This window comes from Pseudarthrobacter sp. PvP090 (assembly GCF_040547365.1).
Classification (GTDB): Bacteria; Actinomycetota; Actinomycetes; order Actinomycetales; family Micrococcaceae; genus Arthrobacter.
Window position 1 is genome coordinate 200908 of sequence record NZ_JBEPPO010000004.1, and the last position, 14627, is coordinate 215534.

Genomic DNA, 14627 nt, shown 5'->3' on the forward strand with positions numbered 1-14627 from the left:
GCGAACGAAGGGATCAGGCCATGATGGGTTACTACGGTAACGGCTTCGGCTGGATGTGGCTCTGGGGACTGCTGTTGCTGGTCGGGATCGCGGTGCTCGTGCTCCTGGCGGTCCGTCTCTTTACCGGCGGTACCAGCCGCGGCGGCCCCGCCCACTACGGAGCCTACGGCGCCCCGCCTTACGGACCCCCGGGGGGTCCCCCGGGCGGCGCCGGCTTCCCCGGCGGGAAGAGCCAGGCACGACTGATCCTCGATGAACGCTTCGCGCGGGGCGAGCTCACCGCGGAGCAGTACCGCGAGAATGTGAAAGTACTCGGCGAGGAACCGTAATGCGGCCGATCAGCCGCCGCAACGCCGTCCTCCTGGGCGGCCTGGGCACGGCTGCCGCCGTGGCGGGCGGCGCCGGGCTGTGGTGGTCCCTGAATTCCCCCCAGCAGCCAACCGCCGTCGGCGGCAACAGCGGGGGCAACGGTGGGGGCGCAGCGCCCGCGCCGGGGGCCGAGTTGCGCGATCCCGCCGAACTCCGCAGTGCGAACGGCCGGCTGGAGCTCACCCTTGACGCCGCTCCCGGACGGGTGGAGCTCGGCGGCCGCCAGGCCCGCGCCCTCTGTTACAACGGCACCGTCCCGGGCCCCACCCTGCGGCTGCGCCCGGGCGATGAGCTCAACGTCAGGCTGGTGAACGGCCTCAACGAACCGACGAACCTTCACGTCCACGGCCTCCACGTCTCCCCGCAGGCGGACGCGGACAATGTGTTTATTGCTGTCCTGCCCGGACAGGGCTTTGACTACCGGTACCGGCTGCCGTCGGACCACCCGCCGGGTGTGTACTGGTACCACCCGCATCACCACGGCATGGTCGCGGACCAGATCTTCGCCGGGCTCTTCGGGGCGATCATCGTCGAAGACCCCGAGACCATCCCGGTGAGCACGGAACGGGTTCTGCTTGTCTCGGACACCACACTGGACAGCGCCGGGAACATCGCCGCCGTGTCGCCGATGGAACGTATGGCGGGCCGGGAGGGGGAACTGCTCCTGCTCAACGGGCAGAGCAACCCGCTGCTCACGGCACAGCCGGGCACCCGGGAGCGGTGGCGGATCATCAACACCTGCGTGGGCCGTTTTCTCCGGCTCCGGCTGGACGGCCAGCAGCTGCAGCTGCTCGGCATGGACTCGGGCCGGTCCCCCGAACCCGAAACCGTCGACGAGCTCCTGCTGGCGCCGGGCAACCGGGCGGACCTGCTGGTGACCGCCGCCGCCGGCGAAGCCGTGCTGCAGGCGCTCCCCTATGACCGCGGCGGTATGCCGGGGATGATGGGGCAGGGGCTGTTCCCCGGCAGCGGGGCCGGGGCGCTGGCGACCTTCCGGGTCAGCGGCGCCTCCGCGACCCCGCCCGGCGCCGTCATGTCCCGGCCGGCCCAGGAGGACCTGAGGACTGCCGCCGTCGCCGCACGCCGGCAGCTGGTCCTGTCCATGGGTGCGGGACAGGGAATGAGGGGCGGCGGGATGGGCGGCATGATGCGGTTCACCATCAACGGCCGCGAATACAGCGAAGCCCGCACGGACACGACCGTCGCGGCCGGCACAGTGGAGGAATGGACGCTGGTCAACACCAGCCCCATGGACCACCCCTTCCACCTGCACGTTTGGCCGATGCAGCTCATCAACGACAACGGCCGGGCAGTCGGTCCCGTGGTGATGCGGGACGTGGTGAACGTGCGGGCGAATGGGCGCGCCACTGTCAGGATCGCGTTCCGCGACTTCAGCGGCCGCTCGGTGTACCACTGCCACATCCTGGACCACGAGGACCTGGGCATGATGGGCGTGATCGAGGTCCGCTGAACCAGAAAACCTCTTGCCATACATACCCCCTGGGGGTATGGTGAAGCTGAATCCGAATTCGCGAGGAACCTCCCTTAGGAGCGCGCATCATGGAACACCGGCACACCAGCCCGGCCGTCGGCGGCCAGCAAGTCAGCCACCCGCACGAGGAGCACAGCAGCCACCAACCCCACGGGGCAATGGGCATGAACGGCCCCCGGCAGGACGACGAGCACATGGTCCACAGCCACGGCCAGCATGCCGGGCACAGCGTGGCGATGTTCAAGAACAGGTTCTGGCTGACCCTGGCCCTGGCCGTACCGGTGGTCTTCTTCAGCCCCATGTTCGGGCACCTGCTCGGCTACCAGGCCCCGGTGTTTCCCGGCTCCGCCTGGATCCCCCCGGTGCTGGGAACAGTCATCTTCTTCTACGGCGGCCAGCCGTTCCTCAAGGGCGGCCTGAATGAGCTGAAAAGCCGCAAGCCGGGGATGATGCTGCTGATCGCCATGGCCATCACCGTCGCCTTCACCGCCTCGTGGGTGACCACCCTGGGGATCGGCGGCTTCGACCTCGATTTCTGGTGGGAACTGGCCCTGCTGGTCGACATCATGCTGCTGGGGCACTGGATCGAGATGCGCGCCCTCGGCTCGGCCCAGGGCGCCCTGGATGCCCTCGCGGCGCTGCTGCCGGACGAGGCCGAACGCCTCACCGAATCCGGAACCGAAACCGTCAGGGTGTCCGAGCTCAGGAGCGGCGACACGATCCTGGTCCGGTCCGGCGGCAGGATGCCGGCGGACGGAACCGTGGTCGAAGGGCAGGCCGAATTCGACGAATCGATGATCACCGGCGAGTCCAAGACCGTCCTGCGCTCCCCCGGCGACCCCGTGGTCGCGGGAACCATCGCCACGGACAACAGCCTCCGCGTCCGGGTGACAGCCATCGGCGACGACACCGCCCTCGCCGGCATCCAGCGGCTCGTGGCCGAGGCGCAGGCCTCCTCCTCGCGGGCCCAGGCCCTCGCCGACCGCGCCGCCGCCTTCCTGTTCTACTTCGCCGCCGGGGCGGGCGTCATCACCTTTATCGCCTGGACGCTGCTGGGCAGCATGCCCGACGCCGTCGAGCGCACCGTGACGGTGCTGGTGATCGCCTGCCCGCATGCCCTGGGCCTCGCCATCCCGCTGGTTATCGCGATCTCCACGGAACGGGCAGCCCGGGCCGGCGTGCTGATCAAGAACCGGATGGCGCTCGAGCGGATGCGGACTGTCGACGTCGTGCTGTTCGACAAGACCGGGACCCTGACCAGGGGCGAGCCGGAACTCAAGGACATCGCTGCCGCCGAAGGGACCGACCCGGACGAGCTGCTCGCGCTGGCCGCTGCGGCGGAATCGGACAGCGAGCACCCGCTGGCCCGCGCGATCGTGTCGGCCGCCCGCGGGCGCGGGCTGCCGGTCCCGCAGGCGAGCGGTTTCACCTCCCTGACCGGCCGCGGCGTCCGCGCCACGATCGACGGCCGGACGGTCCTGGTGGGCGGACCAGCCCTGCTCCGGGAAGTGGGGGCGGACGAACCCCCGGCACTGGCCGCCGCCACGGCTGCCTGGCGGGACCGGGGAGCGGCGGTGCTCCATGTGGTCGACGGCAACACCGTGCTGGGCGCGGTGAGCCTTGAGGACGCGGTGCGCCCGGAATCCCGTCAGGCGGTCGCGGCCCTGCAGCACCGCGGAATCAAGGTGGCCATGATCACCGGCGACGCCCGCCAGGTGGCCCGGGCCGTGGCCGCCGAGCTGAACATCGACGAGGTCTTCGCCGAGGTCCTCCCGGCGGATAAGGACAAGAAGGTCGCCGAACTCCAGTCCCGCGGCCTCAGGGTGGCCATGGTGGGCGACGGCGTGAACGACTCCCCGGCCCTGGCCCGGGCCGAGGTGGGGATCGCGATCGGCGGCGGGACCGACGTCGCGGTGGAGTCCGCCGGAGTGGTCCTTGCCGGGAACGACCCCCGGGCGGTGCTGTCCATGGTGGACCTGTCCCGGGCCAGCTACCGGAAGATGTGGCAGAACCTCGTCTGGGCCACGGGCTACAACATCGTTGCGGTGCCGCTGGCCGCCGGCGTCCTGGCCTTCGCCGGGGTGGTCCTCTCGCCGGCCGCCGGCGCGGTGCTGATGTCAGCCTCCACGATCGTGGTGGCCCTCAATGCCCAGCTGCTGCGGGGCCTGAAACTCAATCCGGCCAAGGTGGGCTGACCGTGGCCCCCAGGCCGGAGACCAACCCCCGCCCGCCGTCGTTCGGGCGGTCCTTTGCCCGTGTGGGCCCAAAGATGGACGCCCGCGGGGCCGCGGACCACCGCCGGCGGCTCGTGGAGCCGGCGCACGGCGCCGTCGTCGAAATCGGGGCCGGCTACGGGGCCACCTTCCCGTTCTACCCGTCAGTGGTGACGGGCGTGCTGGCCCTCGAACCGGACCCCACGCTCCGGGAGCTGGCCCTGGCCGCCGCGGCCAGGGCGCCGGTGCCCGTCACAGTGGTGGACGGTGTGGCGGAGTCGCTGCCGACGGCGGACGCCTCGGTCGACGTCGTGGTCTCCAGCCTGGTGCTGTGCAGCGTGGCGGACCAGTCTGTTGCCCTGGCGGAGGTGGTCCGGGTCCTGCGCCCGGGCGGCCTGCTGCTGTTCTACGAGCACGTCCGCTCGGCACACCGCGTGCTGGGGGCCGCCGAGGGCCTGATCACGCCGCTGTGGAGCAGGGTGGCCGGCGGATGCCATCCGAACCGGAACACGGCCGCCGTGATCGCCGGAGCAGGCCTAACGGTGCAGGGCCTGGAGCGCTTCGGCTTCTCAGCCCTCCCCGGCAATCCGCGGCTCGCCCACGTCCTGGGGGCAGCCAGCAAACCCTGAGCGCCCTCCGTCGACGGTCCCGCCAGGCGGCACGACGACGGTCGCCCGGCCGCCGCGTCAGCCGTGGTCAGCGCGTTCTGGCGATCGGTCGAGTCGGAGCAAATGCCATTGCCATGCGCCAAGTCCGACGAACAACCCGTCGACGAGATCGCCGCCGGCGCGGTCGAAACTCATGTTTCGGGTCGGGTCGGTCAGCTGCCACCGGTGACCACGCAGGTCCGGCCACGGTGCTCTCACGTGACCTGCTGCGGGCGCATCGCTCAGATTAACGACGATCAGCCACCGGGTGGCGCCGTCCCAGCTCCAGGCGACGAGGTTTTCGAAGCTGTCGTCGCCCGGCCACCCGGACCGCTCACACAGTTGCCAGTACCCGTCGCGAAAGGTCGGGCCGGCGACAGCCGCCAAGAGCCGGCGGTAGAAGGCCGCGAGCTGGCCATCAACCGGCTCGGTGGGGAAACGACCCAGGAACACCGGAAGGCGTACCTTCCACCCCAGCAACTGGCCGTGGTGAATGAGCCGTGCCCCGGTCTGGGTAAGTGCCGCCACCGCCGCCGCCTGTGTACGGCCGGCTCCGAACGCAGCGGCGGCCCGTGGCTCGTCATGATTCTCCACGAACCGGACAAGGGCGTTCTGATACGTGCGCTCTGCCAGCAGGTGTAGCCGCACCTCGTCGGCACTCCCGCCGAGAAGGCGGTCATACAGACGCTTGTCGTAGCAGTAGTCGAAGCCCTGCTGCATGAGGGACCACTCAAGATCCCAATAGGCTTCGGCGAGGAATACGAACCCGGGGTGGGTTTCACGTACGGCCGTGATCACCGTTGGCCAGTACTCAGCGCCAGGTGCCGGACCAACCCGGGCACCCCAGGTGCGGGCGAAAACGTCGTTCATGACCAGCATCGCCATGTCGCAACGCACCCCGTCGCATTGATCGGCGATCGATCTCATCGTCTCCACCGCCGCCGATCGCAGGGCGGGGCTGAAGGCGTTGAGCTGGACGACGTCCGGCCACGCCGGGAAGTAGGGGTCCCGCCCGTTGGCGAGCACCCGGCCGCCTACCTCGACGAAGGACGTCGGATCCAGGTCCCGGTCCGCGGCTGTCCCCTGGACGAAGAGCTCGGGTGTCCCAGTGGTCCACGGATGATCCGGTGCAACATGGTTGGGCACATAGTCCAGGATCAACCGGACACCCCTGACCGCCAGCGCCTCCCGGGCGGCGGAAAGCCCGGCGGGGCCACCCAGGCGTTCATCGACGACATACTCCCTGACGCAGTACGGCGATCCGACGACATCCTCGGCACGCCAATCGGGAAGAGCGGCCTGGAAATCGGAACGCAGGGCGGGATTTGCCAGGGCGATCCCGATTCCGGCGGGGCTGCGACGCCAGACCCCCATCAACCAGACCGCGTCGAAACCCAGACCGGCAATTTCATCCCAGTAGCGTTGCGGGAGGGAGCCCAGACCTATTGGTTTGTCTTCTTCCACGCTGATTGATTCGAGCCATGCCCAGGTGTTGATCTCGTAGATAAACGGGTGGGCCACCGGTGGCAACAAGCCCGGGAATTGGGGCGCCGCTGCCATCTCGTCCATTACAGCTCCCTCGCCGATCCTGGCTCTCCGGACACGGGCCGGGCCCTTAGTCTCGTTGGACATGGGTTTCCGGCCCCGTCTCCGGCGGTTCTGCCGTGGTGCTTGGGTCCGGGTTGTCCTGGAACACCATCCGGTAGCTGTGGCGGGGTGGATCGAGGATGAGCTCCGCGACCAGCGCGGTCCACCCCGTCTGGTGCATGGAGCCGAGTCCGGCCCCGTTGTCGCCGTGGAAGTACTCGTAGAACAGAAGGTTGTCCTTCCACGCCGGATCGCTCTGCAGCAGGTCGACGCCGCCGTAGACCGGTCTGCGTCCGTCCGGCCCGGGGAGCCAAACGCTCACCAGCCGGTCGGCGAGGTCACCGGCAATCTCCCGCAGGGTCAGGTGGTGACCGGAGCGGGTGGGGTATTCGACGGTGAAGTCGGGACCGAAGAACTGGTCGTACTGCAGCAGGGCCCGGATGGTGAGGTAGTTGACCGGCAACCACACCGGTCCTCGCCAGTTGGAATTGCCGCCGTACATGGCGGTCCGCGATTCGGCTGGTTCGTACTGGATTGCAGCGGTGGGCAGCCCCGGAACCGTGTAGGGCGTGTTGTGCCGCTTGGACAGCGATCGCAGACCATGGGGAGACAGGAACGCCTCCTCGTCGAACAGGGTGCCGAACAGCCGGACGAGCTTGTCCATCGGGAGGACCGACAGCAGCGTCCGCCGGGAGTTCCCGGTGCCGCGGACCTGCCAGTCGAGGATCGCGTGCCGGTCGGTCTGTTCCAGCCGGAGGGCGAACCGTTTCCGCAGCCGGCGGTTCCGGTCCGTGTCCTGGGTGGGGAGCGCGACCGCGGGCAGCGCCGGGATCAACCCGACGAGGGTCTGCACCTTGATCGGGACACTGGTCCCGGAAGGGTCGGTGAGCCGGTCGTAGAAGAAGCCGTCCTCAACGTCATAGCAGCCTGAATCCTCCAGCGCGTCCATGATCAGTACGGTCTGTTCCAGGAATTTCACCACCATGTCGTCATAGACGTCGTCATGTTCGGCGAGTTTGGTGGCCAGGGTGAGCATGGCCACGGAGTAGTACGCCATCCACGCTGTACCGTCGGCCTGGTCCAGCTTGAAGCCGGGCGGCAGGTGGGAGCGGTCGACCGGGCTGATGTTGTCCAACCCCAAAAAGCCGCCGCCGAACAGGTTGTTCCCGTCCGGATCCTGCCGGTTGAGCCACCAGGTGAAATTCAGCAGCAGCTTGTTGAACACCCGTTTCAGGAATTTTAGGTCGGTGCCGCCGTCGATGACGAACACCCGGATGGCGGCCAGCGCATGGACGGGCGGATTGACATCGTCGAAGCTCCACTCATACGACGGGAGCGCACCGTTCGGGTGCTGGAACCACTCCCGAAGGAGCACCATCAGCTGGTATTTGGCGAACGCGGGATCCAGGTGCGCCCAGGTGACGGCGTGAAACGCCAGATCCCAGGCCGCGAACCACGGATACTCCCACGGGTCGGGCATGGCAAGCACGTCGAACGAGTCCACGTGCCGCCACCCCGTGTTCCGGCCGTTACGATGCCCGGCCGGCGGCGCCGGCTCGGTGGGGTCGCCATCCAACCAGCGGTTGACCCGATACGGGTACATCTGCTTGCTCCAGACCAACCCCGCGCAGGCCTGGCGCATCACCTGCATCGCCCCGGCGCCGGTCCCGGCAGGGGCGATCGCCGCGTAGAACTCGTCCGCTTCCCGCTCCCGGTCCCTCATGACGTCGTCGAAATAGGAGCCGGACCAGCCGGCGGGGGTTGGGGTCTGGTCCGGGACGGGCCGGTGCAGCCGCAGCCGCAGCTCGACCTTCCCTCCGCCCGGCACGCTCACCTGATACCACCAGGCTGCCTTTGTGCCCTCATGCTGCGGATTCACGGTCTCCGCGCCGGAGACCACGTGATCGTTGATGCCGTCCTTCGGGTAGGCGGTGATTGGAGGCGCCCCGAACAGCCGGCCCTTGTTCGTCTCGTTGTCGCAAAACAACGCCTGCGGCCGGACGCCCTCCCTGGTGGGAGCGGCATCGAGCCGGTATCCGGACAGCCGCGGGTGCTCGACGGCGACCCCGTCCCCGTCCAGCAACAACGACGGCGCCTCGTCGCCCGAAACCCGCCACGTGTTGCGGAACCACAGGGTAGGCAACACCGAAAGCACCGATTCCTCGGACGAATGGTTTTCGATGGTGATCCGGGCCAGGACCTCGGTCGGTGAAGCCTTGGCGTACGCGACATCAACGGACCAGTAGCGGCCGCCGTCGAAGACGCCGGTATCCAGCAACTCGAACTCGGGTTCGTCCCGGGACCGTCGGGCGTTCTCCTCGATCAACTGCTGATACGGAAACGCTGCCTGCGGGTAGTGATACTTCCACCGCAGCCACGCATGGCTGGGCAACGCATCCGGGTACCACCAGTACTCCTTGACGTCCTCGCCGTGATTGCCCTGCGGGCCAGTCAGCCCGAACATCCGCTCCTTCAGGATCGGATCGGCCCCGTTCCACAGCGCCAGCCCCAGACACAGGTCATGGTGAATATCGGACAGCCCTGCCATGCCGTCTTCGTTCCACCGGAACGCGCGGGACCGGGCATGATCATGCGGAAAATACCCCCACGCGTCACCACTGTCGCTGTAGTCCTCCCGAACCGTGCCCCAGGCCCGCTCCGACAGATACGGCCCCCACTCGTACCAAGGATTCGCCTCGGACAGGACATCCTCCGCCGCTCCCGTGGCCTCAGCCAGCCGGGCATGTTCAGCGGTTACACCCCGGGGAGCCGCGGGCGGCGTCGTGTCGGTCATGACGTCCTCTCAGGAAGCGCTGACAGCCGAACCTCTCAGGACACGCCCGGATTGCTGCCCGCGACCTGGCCCCATCGACCTTCAACGACACCACGCACCGCGCCGGGTGTGCCCATCTAGGCCGATAGTACCAAGCGGCACATCGCCCCGGTCACCCCGGAGCAACAATTCACCTGTCGTTCCCGTCGTCGATCTACTCCGACACGGCCCCGAACCTCGGCACGGCGTTCCCGCCCGGGCACGCAACAGGGGCGCCTGCCGCGATGGCAGACGCCCCTGTCGTCAATCATCCAAAACTAGTTTGGGCCCCGGCGCTTAGGCCTTTTTGGGCGGCAGTGCCAGCTTGAAGACCTTGGCCCAGGTGGAACCGACCTGCTTCCAGATCGGGCCGGTGGTGTACGGCAGGCCGTAACGCTTGCAGATCTCCTGCACCTTCGGCGCCACCTCGGCATAGCGGTTGGACGGAATGTCCGGGAAGAGGTGGTGCTCGATCTGGTGCGACAGGTTGCCGGTCATCAGGTGCATGAACTTCGAACCGGAGATGTTGGCGGAACCGATCATCTGGCGCACGTACCAGTCCCCGCGGGTCTCGCCTTCCACCATTTCCTCGGTGAACGTGTCCGTGCCCTCGGGGAAGTGTCCGCAGAAGATCACCGCGTGCGCCCAGACATTGCGGACGGCATTCGCGGTCAGCGTGCCGTACAGCGCCTGCTTGCCGGAGCCGGTGAGCATGGCGACGGCGGGGGTGGCGGCGTAGTCCTTGGTGAACTGGGTGAGGGCCTTGCGGCCAAGGGCCTTGAGGTCCTTGACCAGGGCTTCCTTGGACTTGTTGCCCTCCTTGTAGTCGTTCAGCTCGAGATCGTAGATCGCGATGCCCCATTCGAAGACCGGGGCCAACAGGGCGTTGTAAAGCGGGTTGCCCAGGTTGAACGGCTTCCACTCCTGGTCCGCGTCCATCCGCAGCAGGTTGTATCCGACGTCGTTGTCCTTGCCCACGACGTTGGTCCAGCGGTGGTGCAGATCGTTGTGGGTGTGCTGCCAGGCGCGCGCCGGGGTGACGAAGTCCCATTCCCAGGTGGTGGAGTGGATGTCCGGGTCCCGCATCCAGTCCCACTGGCCGTGCAGGATGTTGTGTCCGAGCTCCATGTTTTCGAGGATCTTCGCGAAGCTGAGCAAGGTGGTCCCGGCAACCCAGGCCGCCTTGTGCTTGCTGACAAGCAGCGTGGCGCGGCCGGAAATCTCCAGTCCGCGCTGGATCTTGATCATGCGGCGGATATAGGCGGCGTCGCTGGCCCCGCGCTTGGCGAGGATGTCGTCCTTGATGGCGTCGAGCTCACGGCCCAGCTCGGCGATCTGCTCGTCGGAGAGATGCGCCGCGGCCGGCGGCCGGACGGTCGGGCTGCCGGTCTCGGCGAGGGCGCCGCGCCGCGTCTTCACGGCAGCGGTCGCCTTGGCAGAGTCATTTGCGCCTTGGGGAGCGTCCTCGGAAAGGTCAGGCTTGTCGGAAACAATCGTCATGCTGGTACTCCTCAGAGGTCGAGGTTAACGGGTCCGGCGGCTGCCGAAACACACGTCTGGATTAGTTGGCCGGGCTCGCCATGGACTTCGTCCGTGCGCAGGTCACGAACCTGGCCGGCCCGGAGGGGGATAAGACAGCTGTGGCAGATGCCCATCCGGCAACCGCTGGGCATCAGGACGCCGGCGTCCTCGCCGACGTCGAGCAGCGGGGTGTCGCCGTCAGCTTCGACTTCGCGGTCCGACGCTTCAAAGGTGACCAGGCCGCCGTCGTGCCCTTCGCCGCCGGCCAGCTTGGTGCTGAAGCGTTCGATGGTGAGGGTGGCCTCCGAGGCGGGCTCGGCGGTTGCGGTCTCCGCCTCCCACAGGGCCTCGGCGTCGTCGAGGAAGCTTTCCGGGCCGCAGGCGTACGCAGCGCGCTGGCGCCAGTCCGGGCAAAGCTCTTCCAGCCCGGCAACGGAGCTGAAGTCGATCCGCCCGCGTTCGCCGGTGAACCAGTGGACGACGCGGAAGTTGGGAAACTGGTCCGCAAGTTCGGCCAGTTCCTCGCGGAAGATGGCGTCCGCGGGGGTCCGCGCCGTGTGGATGAGGACGACGTCGGAATCCGGGCGGTGCGGGACGAGCGTGCGGATCATCGACATGACCGGAGTGATGCCGCTCCCTGCGGTGAGCATCAGCAGGGGCCGCGGGTGCTCCGGAAGGACGAAGTCGCCCTGCGGCGGCGCCAGGAAGAGCACATCGCCCGGCCTGGTGTTGCGCACGAGCGTCCCGGAGACGGCCCCCATGTCACTGACGGTGATGGCCGGGTCCTGCCCGGCGGGGGCGCTGAGCGAGTAGGACCGCCAGTGGCGGACACCGTCGAGCTCGACGCCTATACGGGCCCACTGGCCGGCAAGGTGTGCTTGCCAGCCGCGGCCGGGACGGAAGAAAATGGTGGCGGAATCGGCCGTTTCTGGAACCACCCGGGTGACCACGCCGCGCAACTGGCGGGCGGAAAACACAGGATTGAACAGCGACAGAATGTCTTCTGGAGCTAGTGGGGTGGTCAGTAGAGATGCGGCGCGCGCCAGCTTACGGAGCCGGATCATTCATCAATCTTATGTCAGAGAGGGTCATAGTTCTTCACCCAAGGCATACGATCGACGTGAAGAAACTATCTCCCCGCAACAACTTTGGAACCAGGCTCATGAACGCTTCCCCGACCTCCCCCGCCTACGATCCTCCGTGGCTCGCCCTGCCGCGCGAGGTCAGCGACGTGCTCCGGCCGATGATGCCGGGCATTGTCGAGGCCATCATCGACGCCGTGCCGCAGCTCGTGCCGGCCTACGCCCGGCCGATCGAAGGCCGCTTCGGGCGGGGCCTGCGCCGGGGTGTGGCCGCCGCGCTGGAGCGCTTCCTGCAGCTCCCGGGAACCCGGCTGCCCGCCCTTTCGGAGGAGAGCAGGCAACTCGTGGCAGGCCTGGGTAGCGGCGAATTCCGCCAGGGCCGGAGCATGGATGCGCTGCTGAGCGCCTACCGGATGGGCGCCCGCGTGACCTTCCGCGAGATGTCCCGGGTGTCCGTGGAGCACCACCTTGGCCAGACCGTGGTGGTGGACCTGGGCGAATCGATCCTGGCCTACATCGACGAGCTGTCGGCGGTCAGCGCCGAGGCGTATGCCTTTGAACAGTCCGAACGGGCCGGCGCGGTGGACCGCAGGCGAACCGAGCTGCTCGACCTGCTCCTGCTGGGGCAGGCCGACGAGGCGGCCCTGCGCCAGACGGCCGCCATGGCGGACTGGTCGCTGCCACAGCGGATGGTGGTGGTGACCCTTCCGGTGGACCGGTCCGCCGGGCTGCGGATCCGGCTGGGGCCTGGAACCCTGGTTATCGAGCGCGAAACCGACGCCGTCGCCCTGGTTCCGGCACGGCAGTCCCAGGCCGCGCGGGCAGACCTGGACAAGGCTCTGCGCGGACGCGGGGCGGCTGTCGGCCCGGCCGGGGGCTGGGAGAAGGTTCCGGATTCGCTGCGCCTGGCAGTGCTGGCGGCCTCGGTGCTGCCGCCACGGGACGGCCCCGAGGACCCGCCGATCTGGGCCGACGAGCACCTGGCCGAGGTGATTCTCGGGGCGGAGCCCTCTGCCATCGCGGAACTGGCCAACCGCCGGCTGGCGCCGCTGGAGGGGCTGCGGCCGGCCCAGCGCGAGCGGCTCGCGGAGACGCTGCTGTCCTGGCTGCGGCACTGGGGCCAGCGTGCCCCGGTGGCGGCAGAGCTGGGCATCCACCCGCAGACCGTGGGCTACCGGGCGGCGCAGCTGCGCGAGCTGTTCGGGGACACGCTGGAGGACCCGAAGGCGCGGTTCGAACTGGAGCTGGCGTTGCACGCCGGCAGGCGTTAGCGGAGGCGTTAGCGGAGCAGGCGTTAACCGGCGACGACGGCGCCGCGCCGTCGCCTATTCCTGAAGGGTGATCGCGTCCCGGCTTTGCAGCCGCAGCTCAAGGTCGTTCATCACGATCGCGGCCAGGTCCTGCAGCGCCCGGGTGTCCTCGGCGCTGAACTCCCGCGGTTCCCGGTCCAGGATGCAGAACGTGCCCAGGTTGTAGCCGTCCGGGGTGCGCAGCGGGACCCCTGCATAAAACTGCAGGCCGAACTCGCCCGCCACCAGCGGGTTGGCCAGGGTCCGGGGATCCCTGGCAGCGTCCTCAATAATCCACGCCTCGTCCTGCAGGATGGCGGAGGCGCACAGCCCCGGGTCGCGGCCGATCTGCGTGACCTCGGTGCCGTGGTGGGCCTTGAACCAGATCCGGTCATGGTCCACCACGCTGACGATCGCCACGGGCACAGAGAACATCCGCGCGGCGAGGCCCACGATCCGGTCGAAGGCGCCGTCCGCCGGGGTGTCAAGGATCCGGTAGCGCTCGACCGCGCGCATCCGGCCTTCCTCGTCCGTGGTCGCCGGAGCCGGGTCCATGCGGTGGCGGGCGGCGCTGTTGATGACTTCCTGGCGCAGGGCCAGCGACACTTCCCGGGCCGGCGGGCGCTGCGCCGGGTCGCGGGCCAGCATGGAGGACAGCAGCGCAACCCACATGGGGGCGAGTTCCTCGGGGATCTGCGGGTCGTTGAGCAGCCGCGCGACGGCGGACTGGATGGGCGCACCGGGGTATGCCATCTTTCCGGTCAGCCCCTCGAGCAGCACCAGGCCGAGGGAATACACGTCGCTGAGCGGGCCTACCGGTTCGCCGGCGGCCTGCTCGGGGCTGAGGTAGGCCGGTGTCCCGGAGGTCCCGCCCTCATCCGGCGCCCGGCCGTTGCCGGTGATGACGGCGACGCCGAAATCGGTGAGCCTGGCCCGCGGGCGCCGGTCGTCGTTGCTGTAGTCCACGAGCAGGATGTTCGCGGGTTTGACGTCCCGGTGCACGATGCCGTGGTGGTGGATGTAGGAGAGGCCGTCCGCCAGGTCATAGCCGATGTGGGCCATGTGCGCCGCCGAGAGCGGTCCCTGGGCACCGCGGTGGCGCAGGTCCTGGCCGCGGACCAGTTCCATCACAAGGTATGTGAGCCGGTCGGCCGGGTCGCTCAGGTCGGCACCCGCGTCGAAGAGCGTCACGAGGGCGTGGTGGCTCATTCCGGCCAGGATGCGGATTTCCTCACCCTGCCGGCGGGTTTGCTCCAGATCGTCAGCGTCGTTGCGGAAGAGCTTGACCGCAACCTCGCGCTGCAGGAGTTCGTCGTAGGCCCGGAACACGGTGGACTGGCTGCCCCGGCCAATAAGGTCCGCGATCCGGTACCGGCCGCTCAGCAGGTAGCCGGGTTCCATGCGCTGCTTCGGGGTGACCGGCGTGGCACGGGCCGGCTGTGAAATGAGCTCTGTCAAGTGGTGTTCGTTGTCCCTTAAAGCGGGGTCCGCCGATGGCGCCGGCGGATCAATCCAATACCGGCATACGAGAAGATCCGGCGCCCGCATAATTAGCAAGGTTACTTATGATACCGCGGTTTCCTGATTCGGGAAGACCTGCGGGCCACCATTTTTT

At 68.4% G+C, this 14627-nt stretch carries 10 protein-coding genes; 5 read left to right on the top strand and 5 right to left on the bottom strand.

Annotated features, from left to right (window positions below; genetic code table 11):
• Positions 1 to 20 precede the first annotated feature (20 nt).
• The 4 genes from ABIC21_RS06195 to ABIC21_RS06210 all read left to right on the top strand — a co-directional run bounded on the left by ABIC21_RS06195 (position 21) and on the right by ABIC21_RS06210 (position 4703).
• Positions 21 to 329, top strand: a complete 309-nt coding sequence (locus ABIC21_RS06195; protein WP_354349539.1) for an SHOCT domain-containing protein — start codon at positions 21 to 23, stop codon at positions 327 to 329.
• Positions 329 to 1840 carry a multicopper oxidase family protein gene (locus tag ABIC21_RS06200; RefSeq protein ID WP_354349540.1) on the top strand — a complete coding sequence of 504 codons (1512 nt, stop codon included), beginning with the start codon at positions 329 to 331 and terminating at the stop codon, positions 1838 to 1840. Before ABIC21_RS06195 ends, ABIC21_RS06200 begins: the two co-directional genes overlap by 1 nt.
• A gap of 89 nt (positions 1841 to 1929) precedes the next feature.
• Positions 1930 to 4056 (top strand): heavy metal translocating P-type ATPase, encoded by a 2127-nt coding sequence (locus tag ABIC21_RS06205; RefSeq protein ID WP_354349541.1) that lies wholly within the window; start codon positions 1930 to 1932, stop codon positions 4054 to 4056.
• A 2-nt stretch (positions 4057 to 4058) separates the two neighbouring features.
• Positions 4059 to 4703, top strand: coding sequence for a class I SAM-dependent methyltransferase (locus ABIC21_RS06210; RefSeq protein WP_354349542.1), 645 nt, complete (start codon positions 4059 to 4061; stop codon positions 4701 to 4703).
• Positions 4704 to 4760: 57 nt separating this feature from the next.
• Here the strand turns inward: ABIC21_RS06210 and ABIC21_RS06215 are convergent, their stop codons facing one another.
• The 4 genes from ABIC21_RS06215 to ABIC21_RS06230 form a co-directional block, all read right to left on the bottom strand.
• Positions 4761 to 6290, bottom strand: a complete 1530-nt coding sequence (locus ABIC21_RS06215; protein ID WP_354349543.1) for an alpha-amylase family glycosyl hydrolase — start codon at positions 6288 to 6290, stop codon at positions 4761 to 4763.
• 46 nt (positions 6291 to 6336) lie between these two features.
• Positions 6337 to 9102, bottom strand: a complete 2766-nt coding sequence (locus ABIC21_RS06220; RefSeq protein ID WP_354349544.1) for an MGH1-like glycoside hydrolase domain-containing protein — start codon at positions 9100 to 9102, stop codon at positions 6337 to 6339.
• Between the two features lie 315 nt (positions 9103 to 9417).
• A complete protein-coding gene (locus ABIC21_RS06225; RefSeq protein ID WP_354349545.1) occupies positions 9418 to 10620 on the bottom strand; it encodes a fatty acid desaturase family protein in 1203 nt (400 codons plus the stop codon).
• Between the two features lie 11 nt (positions 10621 to 10631).
• The gene (locus ABIC21_RS06230; protein WP_354349546.1) at positions 10632 to 11705 is read right to left on the bottom strand and encodes a ferredoxin reductase; all 1074 of its coding nucleotides are present in this window, start codon (positions 11703 to 11705) and stop codon (positions 10632 to 10634) included.
• A gap of 98 nt (positions 11706 to 11803) precedes the next feature.
• Here ABIC21_RS06230 and ABIC21_RS06235 point away from each other — a divergent pair, with 98 nt between their 5' ends.
• Positions 11804 to 12994 carry a PucR family transcriptional regulator gene (locus ABIC21_RS06235; protein WP_354349547.1) on the top strand — a complete coding sequence of 397 codons (1191 nt, stop codon included), beginning with the start codon at positions 11804 to 11806 and terminating at the stop codon, positions 12992 to 12994.
• 54 nt (positions 12995 to 13048) lie between these two features.
• Here the strand turns inward: ABIC21_RS06235 and ABIC21_RS06240 are convergent, their stop codons facing one another.
• A complete protein-coding gene (locus tag ABIC21_RS06240) occupies positions 13049 to 14470 on the bottom strand; it encodes a protein kinase domain-containing protein (protein WP_354349548.1) in 1422 nt (473 codons plus the stop codon).
• Between the last annotated feature and the right edge of the window lie 157 nt (positions 14471 to 14627).

Excerpts from the sequence above, each read along its gene's own strand:
- ABIC21_RS06195 (WP_354349539.1), top strand. The coding sequence starts at position 21 with ATGATGGGTTACTACGGTAACGGCTTCGGCTGGATGTGGCTCTGGGGA.
- ABIC21_RS06200 (WP_354349540.1), top strand. The coding sequence starts at position 329 with ATGCGGCCGATCAGCCGCCGCAACGCCGTCCTCCTGGGCGGCCTGGGC.
- ABIC21_RS06205 (WP_354349541.1), top strand. The coding sequence starts at position 1,930 with ATGGAACACCGGCACACCAGCCCGGCCGTCGGCGGCCAGCAAGTCAGC.
- ABIC21_RS06215 (WP_354349543.1), bottom strand. The coding sequence starts at position 6,290 with ATGGACGAGATGGCAGCGGCGCCCCAATTCCCGGGCTTGTTGCCACCG.
- ABIC21_RS06220 (WP_354349544.1), bottom strand. The coding sequence starts at position 9,102 with ATGACCGACACGACGCCGCCCGCGGCTCCCCGGGGTGTAACCGCTGAA.
- ABIC21_RS06225 (WP_354349545.1), bottom strand. The coding sequence starts at position 10,620 with ATGACGATTGTTTCCGACAAGCCTGACCTTTCCGAGGACGCTCCCCAA.
- ABIC21_RS06230 (WP_354349546.1), bottom strand. The coding sequence starts at position 11,705 with ATGATCCGGCTCCGTAAGCTGGCGCGCGCCGCATCTCTACTGACCACC.
- ABIC21_RS06235 (WP_354349547.1), top strand. The coding sequence starts at position 11,804 with ATGAACGCTTCCCCGACCTCCCCCGCCTACGATCCTCCGTGGCTCGCC.